This is a genomic window from Shewanella sp. ALD9 (genome assembly GCF_002836315.1).
Taxonomy (GTDB): Bacteria; Pseudomonadota; Gammaproteobacteria; order Enterobacterales; family Shewanellaceae; genus Shewanella.
On record NZ_PJCD01000003.1, the window covers coordinates 301,586 to 317,564 of the forward strand.

Below are 15,979 nucleotides of genomic sequence, written 5' to 3' on the forward strand. Positions count from 1 at the left end.
TCGTCTGGCAAAACATTTGCTGCCAACGCTTTTTTTGCACGTTTTTGGCAGTTGGATAAAACTTGTTTGGCTTAATTGAGTTAGCTATTTTTTTATTGAGTTTTATTTGGCTTTTTTAGCCGAGTTGTCGGCTAGTGCTGCTTTGCACTGTTGTTCGGCTGAATTAAGTTCCATTAACACCACTTTAATGTCGTCCATTTGCTGCTGTAGAGCTGATTTTTTTTCATTGACCAAATCCAGCATGGTATTGAGCTGTGTTGAGCTACTTTTATCAGCATCGTAAAGCTCAAATAGTCGACGAGTTTCAGCTAACGAAAATCCAAGACGTTTGCCGCGTAAAATAAGTTTTAAGCGCACTCTGTCTTTCAGGCTGTATATACGGGTTTGTCCGCGACGCTTAGGTTTAATCAAGCCTTGGTCTTCGTAAAAACGAATACTGCGGGTGGTGATATCAAATTCTTTTGATAAGTCACTGATTGAATATGTTGATTGAGGAATGTGGGTTGTGCTCATCATGTCACCAAAAGTGTTTCTTTTGATGCAAGATATATGAAGTTTACGTAAAGGTAAAGTTTGCTAGATGGTTTTCAGTTTAATGCGTGTTAATTTTGCTTGCCACTCAAACACTAATTATACATTAACATATTGTTATTTAGTGTATTTTATTACTGATAGTATTTGACCTGCACAAGTTAAACACTCGATTGAAACTAAAGGTGTTTTTGTTGGTTTTAGTGGTTGTTATCCCTTTGTCTAATAGGGGTATTTAATGAATTCTGCTCATAATCATTGTAATACAAGTTGATTAACGGAGAGCAATATGGCTGATGTAGGACTATCAATGCACGCACAATCGATAGCCGATCCCGAAGTGTTTTGGCAGCAAGCCGCTGAGGCCATTAGCTGGGATCTTGCACCAAAGACGGTACTGGATGATAGCAATAAGCCTTTTTACCGTTGGTTTGCTGATGGCAAGATGAATACCTGTTTTAATGCCGTAGACCGCCACGTATTGGCGGGAAGAGGTGAACAAACAGCGATTCATTACATTAGCCCTGTGACGCACAACGAATACTCAATTAGTTATCAATCTGTGTTGGCTCAGGTAAAACGCTTGGCTGGATTGATGGTGTCACTTGGTGTTGAAAAAGGCGACCGAGTGGTTATTTACATGCCAATGGTGCCAGAAACAGCTTATGCCATGCTGGCATGTGCACGGATTGGTGCGATTCATTCTGTGGTGTTTGGTGGTTTTGCTGCCAATGAGCTTTCTACGCGTATCAATGATGCGAAACCTAAGTTAATTCTGTCTGCTTCATGCGGCATTGAACCTTCTGGTGTCGTACCGTACAAACCTTTACTCGATGACGCATTATCTCAAGCGCAACATCAAGTCGAACATTGCATAATTTTGAATCGAACTGAATTCCAAGCGCAATTACAGTCACCAAGAGATCTTGATTGGTACAGTGCGCTGGTGGATGCGCCTGATGCTGCTTGCGTGTCGTTGGATGCAACAGACCCCTTATATGTTTTATATACCTCTGGTACCACTGGTCAACCTAAAGGTGTAGTACGTGATAATGGTGGCCATGCAGTCGCATTAGCATGGTCGATGAAACACATTTATGACATTGGTGTGGGCGATGTTTTTTGGGCTGCATCAGATGTTGGCTGGGTGGTAGGGCATTCATATATTGTTTATGGGCCATTGCTGGTGGGTGCGACGACCATAATGTATGAAGGTAAACCTATTGGTACCCCTGATGCGGGTGCATTTTGGCGTATTATCGAGCAAAAAAAGGTTCGTAGCTTTTTCACTGCACCAACTGCAATTCGTGCTATTAAACGTGAAGACCCAGAAGGCGAGTTCATTAAACAATTTGATTTAACTTGTCTTAAACAGATGTATTTAGCGGGGGAGCGTTGCGACCCAGACACCTTAAACTGGAGTCAGCGTCAGTTAGGTAAACCTGTAATTGATCATTGGTGGCAAACTGAAACCGGTTGGCCAGTCGCGGCAAACTTGATGGGCACCGATCCGATAGAGATTAAAGCCGGATCGCCTGCGCGTGCAGTACCAGGATATCAAGTAGAAATTCTTGATGCGATGGGGCAACAAGTGGCGCCCAATGAAAGCGGTAATGTGGTGATAAAGCAACCTCTACCCCCTGGCACATTAACGACCTTGTGGCAAAATGATAAACGCTATATCGACAGTTACTTGTCTATGTATCCTGGTTATTACTTAACCGGAGATGCGGGTTACGTTGATGAAGATGGTTATTTATATATTATGAGCCGAATCGACGACATCATAAATGTTGCCGGACACCGTTTATCTACAGGTCGATTTGAAGAGGTTCTGTGTCAGCATGAAGCGGTAGCCGAGGCGGCGGTAATTGGGGTGCAAGATAAACTAAAAGGCCAGGTGCCTCTTGGGTTAGTCGTACTTAAAAATGGCGTTACCTTGTCAGATGAAGCTCTTTATAAAGAGTTACTTGCCTTGGTACGTCATGAAATTGGCCCAGTGGCTTCATTTCGGCTGGTAAGTGCTGTGCAAAAGTTGCCTAAAACCCGCTCTGGAAAAATATTACGAGCCACAATGCGTAAAATTGCAGACAATCAAGAGTACACCATGCCAGCAACGATTGAAGACCCACAAACCTTAGATATTGTCCGGAATGCGTTGACTAAAATGGGTTATGCTAATGCACTAACTACTGAGATAACATGATGTTACTCTTCAATATTTAGCCATGCCAAATGATAAGGTGATTTTAAATCGAAACCATAAAAACCAGTGTTTTTATGGTTTTTTCTATTGTGACACGATGTTATCTCCTAATAAACAGATTGGGCATACATTGTAAAAAACAGCGTTTCCGCGTTTTGTTACTGGTAATTTAGTTACAAGAATCGCTATAATTGCCACCCAAATGGATTCGCACTACGCGATTAATCTCTGTGACCTGTGGAAACATACACTATGAATAACCACACCCAACAATCTCACGTCGGCGTTATCGGCCTTGGTGTTATGGGCAAGAACCTCGCATTAAACATTGCTGACAACGGCTACCATGTTGCAGTTTTCGATTTAGATACTCCAAAAGTCAACGCTGCTGTGGCTCAAGAAGAAAGTGAGCGTAAAGCGGGTACGGCACCGCGCATGCAGTCATGTAATAATCTTACAGAAATGCTGGCTAAATTAGTTGAGCCTCGAGTTATTGTATTATCTGTGCCTGCTGGTGCGCCTGTTGACGGTGTATGTAAATCGTTAATTGAAGCTGGTATTGAAGCCAACGATATCGTTATTGATACGGGTAACAGCCTTTGGACCGACACGGTAGAACGCGAAGCACGTTATAAAGATCAGTTTGTTTTCTTTAGCTCTGCAGTGTCTGGTGGCGAAGTAGGTGCACGTTTTGGCCCATCTCTAATGCCTAGTGGTGATGAAAAGGCATGGCGTTATGTTGAACCAATTTGGAAAGCTATTGCTGCTAAAGTGGATTCAGCAACGGGTTTACCAATAGAGCGTTTTGAGCCAGGCAATCCGGTAACCGAAGGTGAGCCGTGTACGACTTATATTGGTCCAGCTGGTTCTGGTCATTACGTTAAAATGGTTCATAACGGCATTGAATATGCGGATATGCAACTTATTTGCGAAGCGTATCAATTGCTCAGTGACGGCTTAGGCATGTCTGCCTATGACATTGGTGACGTGTTCAATGGTTGGAATAAAGGTATTCTTAACAGTTACCTTATGGGGATTAGTGCTGAAGTATTACAACAAGACGATCCATTAACCGGTAAGCCATTAGTTGAAATGATTTTAGATAAAGCAGGCCAAAAAGGCACTGGTTTATGGACTGCAGTGAGCAGCTTGCAAATTGGTTGTCCTGCGCCAACGATTGCTGAAGCCGTTTATGCACGCGCTGTGAGCACTCAGAAAAACTTGCGTATGCAGTTAAGCTCGAAGTTAGCAGGACCTGCACCAGTCAGTTTTAGTGATGCTGAAAAAGCTGAGTTTATTGCTAATCTTGAAGATGCATTATATTGCGCTAAAGTGTGCTGTTATGCTCAAGGTTTCCAGTTGATGGCGATGAATGCTAAAGAGCAGAATTGGTCTTTAGATTTTGCTGAAATTGCTAAAATTTGGCGAGCGGGTTGTATTATCCGTGCTACGTTCCTGCAGTCAATTACTCAGGCTTATCAAGAAGATGCAAACCTTACGAACTTATTAATGGCTGACACTTTTAGTCAAACATTATCGCAAAAACACCTTAACTGGCGTAAAACGGTCGCAGCTTCTGTTATGCAGGGCATTCCTGCTCCATGTATTAGTTCGGCTATTGCCTATTACGACAGCTACCGCTGTGAGACATTACCCGCTAACTTGTTACAAGGTCAGCGCGACTTTTTCGGTTCACATACTTTTGAACGCACCGATAAACCCGCTGGTGAGAAATACCACTTAGACTGGAGTGCGAAGCAGCGTACTTTAGCTAAGGTGTAATTAGTCTTACATTATAAAAAGGCGCTTCATTGTAAAATGAAGCGCCTTTTTATTTAGCTAAGGAAAATGGTTAGGTTAGCGAAAAGTACAATCCAATGCTAAATAAGACGCTAAAAATCATCGTCAATTTAGCTGTTTGCCCAAGGATAGGATTTAATGCTTCACCAGTATTATTATGAAATTCGCGACTCAGGTTACGTGCGATTACTAATGATACACCTGCTAATAATACGGGTAACCCATCGAGCGACCCGAGCAAGAATCCCGCGATAATGATACCAAATGGTAAGTAGACAAAACTTTGATATAGCACTTTTGCTTGTGCTTCACCAATTCTTACCGCAAGAGTATTTTTACCTGCTTTTGTGTCGGTAGAGATATCTCTAGTGTTATTGACCAGCATAATGGCAGCATTAAAAAAACCAATAGCACAGCCAAGTAACCATGCTGTCATGGTGGTGGTGCCTGCTTGTAAATAGTAACTGCCAACAACGGCCACTAAGCCGAAAAATACAAATGCAGCAATTTCGCCTAATCCATGTGATGCCAGTGGGTAGGGACCTCCGCTATAACATAACGCGCCTAATATAGAGGCTGTAGCAAGAATGGCTATTGGCCAGCCACCGTGAACGATTAGCAATGAACCTACTAACAATGATATGACTAGGCAACCAATCATGGCATTTCGTACAGATGACGGAGCAAGAATACCGCTTTGAGTGACTCTTATTGGACCGATCCGCTCTTCGGTATCGATACCATTCTTAAAGTCAAAGTAGTCATTAGCGAGATTAACTGAAATTTGCAATAATACTGCACATAGCATTGAGGTAAAGGCGATGAGTAAGCTAAATTGTTCGAGCCCAATCGCTAGCATATTTCCGATTAATAATGGACCGATAGCCGCCGGTAACGTGCGAGGACGGATAGCCATAAACCATGATTGCATTGAGCTAGGTTGCATAATATTGTGAGACGCACTGTTGATTAGTCATGTCTAATAGCATACCAAATATTCAATTAGGCTGCAGATATGAATATTTGCGTTGCATCACTATTTCGTGATTTGTCACGAGATGACTTAAATTCAACAATTACCATAGAATAAGCTAGAAAACATCAGCTTAACTAAGGTAACCTTAACGTTAATCCAAGTTGCAGAGAAGGTGTTATGAGTCAGGTATTAAACGATTTATTGTCATTGTTGTCACTTGAGAAAATTGAGTTAGGTCTGTTTCGCGGCCAGAGTCAAGATTTAGGCTTCGGACACGTGTTTGGTGGCCAGGTGATGGGACAAGCGTTAAGTGCTGCAAAACAAACGGTTAGTGAAGACCGCCATGTACATTCTTTACATTCATACTTTTTACGTGCGGGTGATGAAAAATTACCGATTATTTACGATGTTGAAAATATGCGCGATGGAGGAAGTTTTAGTGCGCGTAGAGTAAAAGCGATTCAGAAAGGTCGACCTATTTTTTATATGACCTGTTCGTTCCAAACGGTTGAAGAAGGCTTTAATCATCAAGATGTCATGCCCGATGTGCCAGGACCTGAAGGTTTATTGAATCAGCAAGAACTTGCAGTGACTATGCGTGATAAAGTACCAGCGAAAATGCTCGAAAAATTTATGGCAGACTCTCCGATTGAAATGCGTTTAGTTAACCCGGTTCATCCTATCGCCCCTAACACAACAGAGGCAAAAGGGTATGTATGGCTACGTGCCAATGGGCAAGTACCATCGGATCATAGTATTCAAGAGTATTTACTCGCTTACGCATCGGATTTTAATTTTTTAGCCACAGCAACTCAGCCCCATGGTGTGTCTTTTTTAACTCCAGGTATGCGCATGGCCACTATTGATCATGCCATGTGGTTTCATCGCCCATTTAATATGGGAGAATGGCTCTTGTACTGTATTGATAGTCCCAATGCAGGCGGTGGACGTGGATTTGTGAAAGGGCAGTTTTTTGATCAGCAAGGACGTCTTGTGGCTTCTGCCACGCAGGAAGGTTTAATCAGAATGACCAAGTAGGACGCTAACATGTTAATAATTAAGAAAGGGATACAGTTCGCCGTTGTCACTTTGATTGCCATCATACTGAATGGTTGTGTGACGATAGAGCCTGAAAAACCAGTGATTGTAAATGGTTATGCAGGTTATGCAGAAAAAATTGCCTTGCCACAGGGGTGTAAAATTAACATTGCATTAATTGATTTTAATACTCCGGGTGCGATTATTTCTCAAAAAAACTTTGATATAGCCAGAGCACCCGTTCCATTTAAATTCACCTTACCTGCTGAGTTAGTCAAAAGCGGTGTTGATTACGGTGTTGTGGCAATGATCACTTATCAAGGTAATGCTATTTTTCAAACGTATGATAAGTTCCGTGTGATCAGTAACGGTCAATTTACCACTCAAGTGTTAATGAAACGCGTTAAATAGCCACTTCGTAATCTAGTTCACAAACTCTTATGCCCGTCATTGATCTATTTATTTGGCGGGTAATAATCTGTTTTCTACCCTAATGTGCTGTTTAGGTTGTTTATGACAGAGTTATCTCAGACTTATCGCTCGCATGCGCAAACTCGTTTAATTTGGGCTTTGTGCATCGCTTCTATGGTGATTTACATTAATTTGTACACAGTACAAGGCATGCTGCCGTCTATTGCGGAACATTTTGATGTGTCTGGCGCACAAGCTACTTTGGTGTTATCTGTTACCAGTTTCACCTTAGCTTTTTCATTGCTTTTTTATGCAGTTTTATCTGACAGGATAGGACGGTTGGCTCCTATTGTGGTGAGTTTATGGCTGCTCGCAGGGTCGAATATTTTATTAGTGTTTGCCCAAACATTCGATGACTTATTATGGGTGCGCTTACTACAGGGCATTTTGTTGGCCGCTGTGCCCGCGATTTCGATGGCCTATTTTAAAGAACAATTAGCTCCCTCTTTTATGCTCAAAGCTGCTGCCGTATACATTATGGCCAACAGTATGGGCGGTATCGCAGGACGAATTTTTGGCGGATTAATGGCACAAAATTTGTCGTGGCAGTCGTCAATGGGGTTGGTGTTTTTGGTCACGTTAATGGGGGTGGCATTGGTAACGTATTTATTGCCGCGTAAAGAAATTAAATCCCCAGTGGTTAAGCAAAAAGTCTCTTTGCGACATAAGGTAAAGCAAGATATAGATGGCTTTATGTTCCATTTGTCTGACTCGCAGATGCGCCTCGCTTATGCCATTGGTGGCTTAGCATTTATGATGATGGTCAATCAGTTTAGCTTTATTCAATTGCATATTATGGCTGAACCATATGGTTTGAGTCGCTTTAATGCGACCTTGATTTTTCTCTGTTATTCAAGTGGTACATTTGCTTCTTATTTGTCGGCAAAATGGATTATGCGCTATGGCTCGATGCCATTATTTAGAGTGGCTTTATGCTTAATGGTCGCTGGCACGTTGTTGACTTTGGTGGATACATTGACTGCCATTGTGGTGGGTTTTCTGATCAGTGCTTGCGGATTTTTCTTAACTCACAGCTGTTGTAATTCGTTTGTTGCTATCCGTGCCACCAGTCATCGCGCTAAGGCAACGTCGCTGTATTTATGTTGCTATTATCTTGGCGCATCCCTAGGCGGACCTTATTTAATGATGTTTTGGCACGAAGCTGAATGGAATGGAGTGGTTGCGGGGTCTATGAGCCTTTTGGCGCTGCTTTTAGTGGCTGTCTGGCGTTTAGGGATACATCAACAACAGGTTATTGATGTTCCCGTACCCGATTAACTCTCGATAAATTGTTTACGGTCTAGTTCAAACTTACGCATTTTGTCGTACAAGGTTTTACGGGGTAATTCGAGTTGTTCCATGGTTAATTTGATGCTGCCTTTGTTGTGGCTTAATGCTTCTTCAATTAACATTCTCTCAAAGAACTCCACTCTTTGCTGAAGCGACATGCTGGTGTGCATAGTGGTGTGATTATCTAAATTACCAGCAAAAGCGGCTTCTGCACCAAGTAACACATAACGTTCTGCTAAATTACGTAACTCGCGTACATTGCCAGGCCAGTCGTGAGAGGTTAGCACCATCGTTTGCTGGGGATTTAATGCTATGAGTGCTTTATGGTAACGAGCCGAAGCAATTCTGGCAAAATGTAAAAACAGCAATGGAATGTCTTCTCGGCGATCTCGTAGTGGAGGAATGACAATGGTCACGAGGTTAAGACGATACAATAAATCTTGTCTGAATTTCCCCTCTTCGCACAGTTGCTGCAAGTTTAATTTTGTTGCCGCAATAACCCTGATGTCCAAATTAATCGGCGTATTTGATCCTAATCGTTCGACTTTACGATCTTCCAATACACGCAATAATTTAACCTGTAAGGCCATAGGAGTGCTTTCTATTTCATCTAGAAGTAGCGTGCCACCATTAGCATATTCAAACTTACCGATGCGGCGTTTGTCTATGCCAGTGAAAGCGCCAGATTCTGCACCAAAGAGTTCACTTTCAATGAGGTTTTCAGGGATTGCACCACAATTAATGGCGACAAAATTAGCTTTGTTACGATAACTATGGTCATGCAGATATCGGGCGACAAGCTCTTTACCTGCACCGGTTTCACCTTCAATCATGATATCTGCAGGTGTGTCGAGCACTTGGTCAATAAGATGGCGCATTTTCATCACACCAGGACTACTGCCTAAAATACGTGGACCAGGTGCTATATGCGATTCAAGTTCGCGTTTAAGTTTACGGTTTTCTAGTGTTAGCGCACGCTTATCTAACGCGCGTTTAGTCACATCGAGTATATGTTCGTTGTTAAATGGTTTTTCGATAAAGTCGTAAGCACCTTTCTTGAGTGCGTCTACCGCCATAGCAATGTCACCAAAACCCGTTAATAGTACTACAGGTAAGTCACTGTCTTGTTGTTTCAGTTGTTGCAATAAACTCAAACCATCGAGTTGCGGCATATTAACATCAGAAATTACTATGCCAGGCCAGTTAGCGGTAATATGGCTGGAGATAGCTTGCGGATTCGTAATCGCCAACGCGTTGATATTCTCTAGTTTGAATAACTGCTGTAACACGATACCGATATGAGGTTCATCATCAACAATAATAACTTGATAATTATTGATGTCTTGAATTTGAGTCACGTTTACACTTCCTCACGTAAATAAAGTGGCAAAATAATATGGAAAATAGCCCCACCGTGTATGGCATTCTCGACAGTAATAGAACCTTGCATAGATTCGATAATTCGCTGCGAGATGGACAATCCTAAGCCTAGTCCTTGGCGCTCACTGGTGGTGTAGTAAGGTTCAAAAATTTTATTCATTTGGCTTTCTCTCACGCCTGGGCCACTGTCTTGAATGCTTATATTGACCTTGCTGTCGCAATAGACTTCGATTTGTAATTGTCGCTCTGTAGATTGCTGCATTGCGACGATAGCATTACTAATAAGGTTAACCAGTACTTGTTGTAATCTGACGCTGTCGCCCCATATTTGGCATTTGCCCGTTAATAATTTTAGCGACAATTTAACACCTTGTTTGTCCATTTCAGGTTGAACAATGGTAAGTGCTTGCTCAATTGATTGATTAATTTCGGTGGCGTTGTCTTTTCCCTGAGATTTCCGTGTAAAGCTTTTAAACTGACCAATAATATCTGCAAGCCTATCGGTTAGCTCTATCATGATTTTGATATTGCTGCTGGCATCTTCAATCATATTACGGCCAATGAAGGTTTGAGTGTTTTGTGCGTAACTGCGCAGTGCTGCCAGCGGTTGATTGAGCTCGTGGTTAATGCTGGCTGACAGGCTACCTATGACCGTAAGCTTTGCCGCTTGGATTAGTTCGTCTTGAGTGTCTTTTAATTGGGTGTTTGCTTGTTCAAGATCCAATGTACGCTCTTTTACTCGTTGTTCGAGTAGATTTTGAGCTTGGTGCATTCTGCGTAAATTTTTACGGCGCTCAATGCTGTAAAGTATAAAAAGTGTTAATAATAAATAGAGTGTGGCCGCCAATAGCATTATTGGCGGTAACGATTCATATAAGGGCTTCATTGGAGTAAGAATATGAACGTTCCAATTAGCATTGGGCATCAATTGGTGACGTTCAAGGTATTTTGCGTGGCCTTCAGATGATGATATTTTATATACCTGTTTAGTATCGGAATTGCCGAGCATAAAATGAGGGCTTACACTAAGCTCACCAATGGGCCGGTTGGCATAGCGTTTTGATGAATTTAGAGCAAAACGTTTAGCCTGTGTCAGTGGTGTTAATGAATTAAATCGCCAACTATTAATGCTTGAAAGAAACACTATATTGTCTGGATCGCTGATCATAAACTCATATTGGCTTGCGATGGCAATACCACTACTTTGTTGTTCAATCAAACTTATATCAACTTTTACAACCACTACACCCAATACCACGCCTCTATGATATACCGGATTAGCAAAGTAGAATCCGCGCTTATTTGATGAGGTACCAACTGCATAATATCGTCCAGACTTCCCTGATATCGCATCGATAAAGTAAGGCCTAAATGAATAATCATGATTAATAAAAGAGTTTGGTACATCCCAATTACTGGCGGCAATAGCCACGCCAAGCGCATCGGTGAGGTAAATGTCTGACGACTCAGTGACTTGCTTTAATTCAGATAAATAAGCGTTGAGCTTTTCGATTGTTTGAGGATTGCGTTGATCAAGTAACCCTTGTTCTAAGATGGGGTTTTGTGCAAGTACTGCAGGAATATTTTCGTAGTGTGAAAGGGCGTTATCAATAAAAATTACCAGTTCATTAATTTGCTTTTCAGATTGCTCAGCAATGGACGTTGTGCCTTGTTCAAGTAAATACCAATATGTAACTCTAAGGGTCAGTAATAACCCGATAATGAGCATCATGCTCATTACAACATTTCGTTTTTTGGTAGTCGAGAATGAAAGCATGCATATTCCCAATCGATAATGATTATGATGATTATTGAGCATAAGTAAAAAAACGAGCCTTAATAAATTAAGGCTCGTCTATAATACGCGAATTATCAAGTTAATAGCCGTTTAATTTGTCTATGTATTCGGGTAAAAATAGAGAAATTTGTGGAATATAGGTAATCAACATCAAGAAACCGAGTAACAACACTAACCAAGGAAGGCACGATTGAATTACCCACCCCATACTTTTTCCTGTTATCCCTGCGGTGACAAACAGATTGAGCCCTACAGGCGGTGTGAGCATACCTATCTCCATATTGACCACCATAATGATGCCTAAGTGAATAGGATCGATACCTAACTGGGTTGCGATAGGGAACAAGATTGGCGCCATAATCAACAGAATAGCTGAAGGCTCCATAAAGTTACCCGCAGCTAATAACAGTAAGTTGACGATAATCAAAAAGCCCCATGCTGGTAATCCAAATCCGACAATCGTTTCGGCGATAATGTGCGGAATACGTTCGGTGGTTAATACATGGGCAAACAGCATGGCATTAGCAATAATGAACAGCAGCATAATACTGACTTTAGCGCCATCACGTACTACATGACGGATTTCTTTGTCGGTAGGTGTTTTAATAACGGCAAGCAACATGTGCCCTATGTTACGTAATGAGGCTCCCACTAAAGACTCTTGTTTATTTCGCCAAGCGACATTTTTAAGAGGGCCAATATCACGATAACCAAATACAGCAATAAAGTAAGCATATACACAAGCTACTGCAGCAGCTTCAGTTGGGCTTGCTACACCACCGTAAATAGAACCTAGCACAATCAGAATGAGTGCTAAACCACCCATCGCTTTAGCACTTGATATCGCTAATGCTTTAACGCCAGGAAAAGGACGTGAAGGCAGCTTTTTAATCCGAGCAACGATATAGATGGCCAGCATTAAAATACAACCCATCATTAAGCCTGGTATTAAACCGGCCATAAACATTCTAGCTGCAGACACTTCTGTCGCGGCTGCATAAACCAGCATTACAATCGATGGTGGAATTAAAATGCCTAATGTACCCGACGTAGTGATAACGCCTGCTGCAAATTTTTCTGGATAACCTGCACGCACCATACCAACAATAACAATAGAGCCAATAGCCGCTACAGTAGCTGGTGATGAACCCGATACCGCTGCAAATAGCATACAAGCCATCACTGATGCCATGGCAAGACCACCGCGGATATGACCTACGCTGTCCATCGCAAAGTCAATAATACGTCTTGCTACGCCACCAGTAGACAAAAATGCCGATGATAGAATAAAGAATGGGATTGCCAATAAAGTGTAGTGTTCTGAAGTCGACTCATACAGTTTTAAAACAATCGAAGCGAGCGAATCATTTGAAAATAACAAAATAGTCAGCATGCTTGAAAAGCCTAAAGCAATGGCAATAGGCATACCAATCATCATGCAAATAAACAAAGCAATAAATAGTGTTGCTATAGTCATTATTTCGCGTCCTTATCATTTTGTTGTTGTTCTGATGATGTGGATAGCGCAGCTTCATCGATTAAATGCATGCTGTCTTTAGCTTCATCGGCCAGTTGGAAACCAACAGCTTTATTGCGCAATATAGCGATAAATAATTCTATAAAGCGCCAAGTGAGCATTGAAAATCCGATAATTAAAATACTTTGAGATAACCAAATAGGAACAGCGCCATCTTCTATATCGATGCGTAATGTTTCCCAAGCAAAATCTGGATCTAATTGATGAATAAACCATGCAGGAAAGTCGATATCTTCCATTGGAATACCAATTTGGTACATTTGGCTAAGATAGTCCCAAGCACCTTTTAAAAACATGCCACAGTAAATAATGCAACACAGGCACGCAAAGATAGCGACTGCTTTCTGTGGCTTACCAGATAGCTTAGATACAAAGGCATCGACACCAATATGTGCTCCTACTTTAACGCCATAAGACATACCAAATAATACAAACCAACCACAAAGAGTAAGGGTCAGTTCTTGGATCCATAAAAAACCGGTGTTAAAAAAGAAACGAGCAATAACTTCGCCAAAAACTAGCAACGTCATTAATGTAATTAATAAATTAAGGAACCCTTCTTCAAAATAACCAAATAGTCTTGAAATCACGGTCATACTCCTTGAATAAAAAAAGGTGGTACTGATGCAAGAATGCGTTCAGTACCACGTCAAGTACGGAGACTATTTAGTATTTGCAGCTTGAGCGGCATCAATCATGTCTTTACCAATTTGATCTTCAAACTTAGCCCAAACTGGTTTCATAGCGTTAACCCATTGCTGGCGTGCAGCAGGCGCTAACGTGACTAATTCAGAGCGCTTAGAATCAATAATGGCTTGTCTATCTTGATTATCTTTTTCAGCCGCAATTTTGTTACCAAGTGCAATAGCTTCGTCTAGTGATGATTTAAAAATAGCTCGTTTATCGGCGGGTAGACCTTTCCAGAAGGTATTTGAGGTCACCACCATGTAATCTAAAACGCCATGATTACTTTCTGTTATGTGACTTTGTACTTCATAGAATTTCATTGAGTAGGTATTTGACCAAGTGTTTTCTTGACCATCAATGGCGCGTGTTTGTAGCAGGGTAAACACTTCTGAAAAGGGCTTTTTAACAGGAATCGCGCCAACTGCATCAAATTGAGCTGCAATCACATCAGATGCCATAATACGGAACTTTTTGCCATTCGCATCTTTTGGTAATGCCAAAGGATCGTTCGCAGAAAACTGCTTCATACCGTTGTGAAGATAACCTAGACCAACAAGGCCTTTACGGTTCATCGCGTTTAATAATTTTTGGCCTGAATCTGATTGCTGAAAACGATCAACTGCGGCCATATCTTCAAACAAGAAAGGTAAATCGAAAATCTGTAGTTTTTTGGTAAAGCGCTCAAACTTAGATAATGATGGTGCCACAAATTGCACATCGTTTAGCAGAAGTGCTGCTAGCTCATTGTTATCCCCAAATAACTGTGAGTTAGGAAATACGTTAACAACATATTCACCTGGTAAACGTTGCTCAATTAATTCTTTAAACTTAAGTGCCATTTGTCCTTTTGGAGTATTTTCCGCAACAACATGCGAAAATTTAATTTCTACAGGTTCAGCAAAAACATTAAAGCTCGCGGCAAGAATAGTAGCAATAGTCGCTAGTTTAGCAATTGACTTGAGTGGATGTGTAAAGGTATTGGTCGATTTTTTCATGATAATTAACTTCCTTTTTTTTAGTGTTATATTTTCCTCAAGGTGGTGACTTGTCCCAGAACAAGTACGCCATAAACGCTTTATGAGGATAGATAAAACATAGCAAGCATTAGGCCAGAATGTTAATTATTTGTAACTCAATGAAATGTATTAACTTTAATTTAATAAGGAAACCGGAGAGCGATTTTATGTGTGGATTGTCACACAGTAGAAAAGGGGTAATGGGTGGAATGTCGCACATTGTCATTGATCGTGATGCGAAGAGAGTATTTATGACTAGCAGAGTAATAATAGTTTACATGGACTTAATTAAAACAAGAAAGAAATAAAAATTAGACATAAAAAAACCACCTTTCGGTGGTTAATTTATGAATGCAATATATGCATTAAATACCAAATAATTGGTGGAGCTACACGGGATCGAACCGTGGACCTCTTCACTGCCAGCGAAGCGCTCTCCCAGCTGAGCTATAGCCCCAAATTCTAGCTGACTAAAACTAAAATTTGAAAAATATGGTATCCCATAGGGGATTCGAACCCCTGTTACCGCCGTGAAAGGGCGGTGTCCTAGGCCTCTAGACGAATGGGACACATTTGATACGTTATACTCTGCATCGAGTGAATACTCATTGGTGTCTGTAGGCTAAACACCAGTGCTATATAGATAATCAAAGAACTCTTTCGAATCATGTTCAACCATCTTAAATATGGTATCCCATAGGGGATTCGAACCCCTGTTACCGCCGTGAAAGGGCGGTGTCCTAGGCCTCTAGACGAATGGGACACATTTGACACGTTATACTCTGTATCGAGTGAATACTCATTGGTGTCTGTAGGCTAAACACCAGTGCTAGTTACCTATAATGAAGAACAAAACCCTAAGGATTCGACCCCCTGTTACCGCCGACTCTTTATAAACCAAAGTGGGCGATGTCCTAAGCGCTATTTCTAGACGAATGGGACACATTTGATACGTTATACTCTGCATCGAGTGAATACTCATTGGTGTCTGTAGGCTAAACACCAGTGCTATATAGATAATCAAAGAACTCTTTCGAATCATGTTCAACCATCTTAAATATGGTATCCCATAGGGGATTCGAACCCCTGTTACCGCCGTGAAAGGGCGGTGTCCTAGGCCTCTAGACGAATGGGACACATTTGACACGTTATACTCTGTATCGAGTGAATACTCATTGGTGTCTGTAGGCTAAACACCAGTGCTAGTTACCTATAATGAAGAACAAAACCCTAAGGATTCGACCCCCTG

At 41.4% G+C, this 15,979-nt stretch carries 12 protein-coding genes and 4 tRNA genes; 5 read left to right on the forward strand and 11 right to left on the reverse strand.

The window, feature by feature from the left end; genetic code table 11:
- Positions 1-102 precede the first annotated feature (102 nt).
- Positions 103-513 (reverse strand): MerR family DNA-binding transcriptional regulator, encoded by a 411-nt coding sequence (locus tag CXF88_RS08945; protein ID WP_101086547.1) that lies wholly within the window; start codon positions 511-513, stop codon positions 103-105.
- Positions 514-820: 307 nt separating this feature from the next.
- Between CXF88_RS08945 and CXF88_RS08950 the strand changes: the two genes are divergently transcribed.
- Together CXF88_RS08950 and gndA are read left to right on the forward strand one after the other, a co-directional pair.
- A complete protein-coding gene (locus CXF88_RS08950) occupies positions 821-2,737 on the forward strand; it encodes a propionyl-CoA synthetase (protein ID WP_101086548.1) in 1,917 nt (638 codons plus the stop codon).
- Between the two features lie 252 nt (positions 2,738-2,989).
- On the forward strand, positions 2,990-4,519 hold the full coding sequence (gene gndA / locus CXF88_RS08955; protein WP_101086549.1) for an NADP-dependent phosphogluconate dehydrogenase: 1,530 nt from the start codon (positions 2,990-2,992) through the stop codon (positions 4,517-4,519).
- 70 nt (positions 4,520-4,589) lie between these two features.
- Here the strand turns inward: gndA and CXF88_RS08960 are convergent, their stop codons facing one another.
- Entirely contained in the window at positions 4,590-5,483 is an 894-nt protein-coding gene (locus CXF88_RS08960; protein ID WP_101086550.1) for a 1,4-dihydroxy-2-naphthoate polyprenyltransferase, read from the reverse strand.
- Positions 5,484-5,690: 207 nt separating this feature from the next.
- On the opposite strand from CXF88_RS08960, the gene tesB reads away from it, so the two are divergent.
- From tesB to CXF88_RS08975, 3 genes are all read left to right on the forward strand, one after another.
- A complete protein-coding gene (gene tesB, locus CXF88_RS08965) occupies positions 5,691-6,551 on the forward strand; it encodes an acyl-CoA thioesterase II (RefSeq protein WP_011638171.1) in 861 nt (286 codons plus the stop codon).
- 9 nt (positions 6,552-6,560) lie between these two features.
- The gene (locus CXF88_RS08970) at positions 6,561-6,962 is read left to right on the forward strand and encodes a YbaY family lipoprotein (protein WP_101086551.1); all 402 of its coding nucleotides are present in this window, start codon (positions 6,561-6,563) and stop codon (positions 6,960-6,962) included.
- A 102-nt stretch (positions 6,963-7,064) separates the two neighbouring features.
- The gene (locus CXF88_RS08975; RefSeq protein WP_101086552.1) at positions 7,065-8,300 is read left to right on the forward strand and encodes an MFS transporter; all 1,236 of its coding nucleotides are present in this window, start codon (positions 7,065-7,067) and stop codon (positions 8,298-8,300) included.
- On the opposite strand, the gene CXF88_RS08980 is transcribed toward CXF88_RS08975, so the two are convergent.
- The 9 genes from CXF88_RS08980 to CXF88_RS09020 all read right to left on the reverse strand — a co-directional run bounded on the left by CXF88_RS08980 (position 8,297) and on the right by CXF88_RS09020 (position 15,866).
- Positions 8,297-9,670: a sigma-54 dependent transcriptional regulator gene (locus CXF88_RS08980; RefSeq protein ID WP_101086553.1), complete on the reverse strand. Its 1,374-nt coding sequence runs from the start codon at positions 9,668-9,670 to the stop codon at positions 8,297-8,299. The genes CXF88_RS08975 and CXF88_RS08980 overlap by 4 nt on opposite strands.
- A gap of 2 nt (positions 9,671-9,672) precedes the next feature.
- Positions 9,673-11,469 (reverse strand): ATP-binding protein, encoded by a 1,797-nt coding sequence (locus CXF88_RS08985; protein ID WP_101086554.1) that lies wholly within the window; start codon positions 11,467-11,469, stop codon positions 9,673-9,675.
- A 100-nt stretch (positions 11,470-11,569) separates the two neighbouring features.
- The gene (locus CXF88_RS08990) at positions 11,570-12,967 is read right to left on the reverse strand and encodes a TRAP transporter large permease subunit (protein WP_101086555.1); all 1,398 of its coding nucleotides are present in this window, start codon (positions 12,965-12,967) and stop codon (positions 11,570-11,572) included.
- Positions 12,967-13,623, reverse strand: a complete 657-nt coding sequence (locus tag CXF88_RS08995) for a TRAP transporter small permease (RefSeq protein ID WP_101086556.1) — start codon at positions 13,621-13,623, stop codon at positions 12,967-12,969. The genes CXF88_RS08990 and CXF88_RS08995 overlap by 1 nt, the downstream gene beginning before the upstream one ends.
- Positions 13,624-13,689: 66 nt before the next feature.
- Positions 13,690-14,709: a TRAP transporter substrate-binding protein gene (locus CXF88_RS09000; protein ID WP_101086557.1), complete on the reverse strand. Its 1,020-nt coding sequence runs from the start codon at positions 14,707-14,709 to the stop codon at positions 13,690-13,692.
- A 402-nt stretch (positions 14,710-15,111) separates the two neighbouring features.
- Positions 15,112-15,187: transfer RNA gene (locus CXF88_RS09005), tRNA-Ala, on the reverse strand.
- 36 nt (positions 15,188-15,223) lie between these two features.
- Positions 15,224-15,299, reverse strand: a tRNA-Glu gene (locus CXF88_RS09010).
- A 118-nt stretch (positions 15,300-15,417) separates the two neighbouring features.
- Positions 15,418-15,493: transfer RNA gene (locus CXF88_RS09015), tRNA-Glu, on the reverse strand.
- A 297-nt stretch (positions 15,494-15,790) separates the two neighbouring features.
- A tRNA-Glu gene (locus tag CXF88_RS09020) sits at positions 15,791-15,866 on the reverse strand.
- Positions 15,867-15,979 lie beyond the last annotated feature (113 nt).

Excerpts from the sequence above, each read along its gene's own strand:
- CXF88_RS09000 (WP_101086557.1), bottom strand. The coding sequence starts at position 14,709 with ATGAAAAAATCGACCAATACCTTTACACATCCACTCAAGTCAATTGCT.
- gndA (WP_101086549.1), top strand. The coding sequence starts at position 2,990 with ATGAATAACCACACCCAACAATCTCACGTCGGCGTTATCGGCCTTGGT.
- CXF88_RS08960 (WP_101086550.1), bottom strand. The coding sequence starts at position 5,483 with ATGCAACCTAGCTCAATGCAATCATGGTTTATGGCTATCCGTCCTCGC.
- CXF88_RS08975 (WP_101086552.1), top strand. The coding sequence starts at position 7,065 with ATGACAGAGTTATCTCAGACTTATCGCTCGCATGCGCAAACTCGTTTA.
- CXF88_RS08950 (WP_101086548.1), top strand. The coding sequence starts at position 821 with ATGGCTGATGTAGGACTATCAATGCACGCACAATCGATAGCCGATCCC.
- CXF88_RS08945 (WP_101086547.1), bottom strand. The coding sequence starts at position 513 with ATGAGCACAACCCACATTCCTCAATCAACATATTCAATCAGTGACTTA.
- CXF88_RS08995 (WP_101086556.1), bottom strand. The coding sequence starts at position 13,623 with ATGACCGTGATTTCAAGACTATTTGGTTATTTTGAAGAAGGGTTCCTT.
- tesB (WP_011638171.1), top strand. The coding sequence starts at position 5,691 with ATGAGTCAGGTATTAAACGATTTATTGTCATTGTTGTCACTTGAGAAA.
- CXF88_RS08990 (WP_101086555.1), bottom strand. The coding sequence starts at position 12,967 with ATGACTATAGCAACACTATTTATTGCTTTGTTTATTTGCATGATGATT.
- CXF88_RS08970 (WP_101086551.1), top strand. The coding sequence starts at position 6,561 with ATGTTAATAATTAAGAAAGGGATACAGTTCGCCGTTGTCACTTTGATT.
- CXF88_RS08985 (WP_101086554.1), bottom strand. The coding sequence starts at position 11,469 with ATGCTTTCATTCTCGACTACCAAAAAACGAAATGTTGTAATGAGCATG.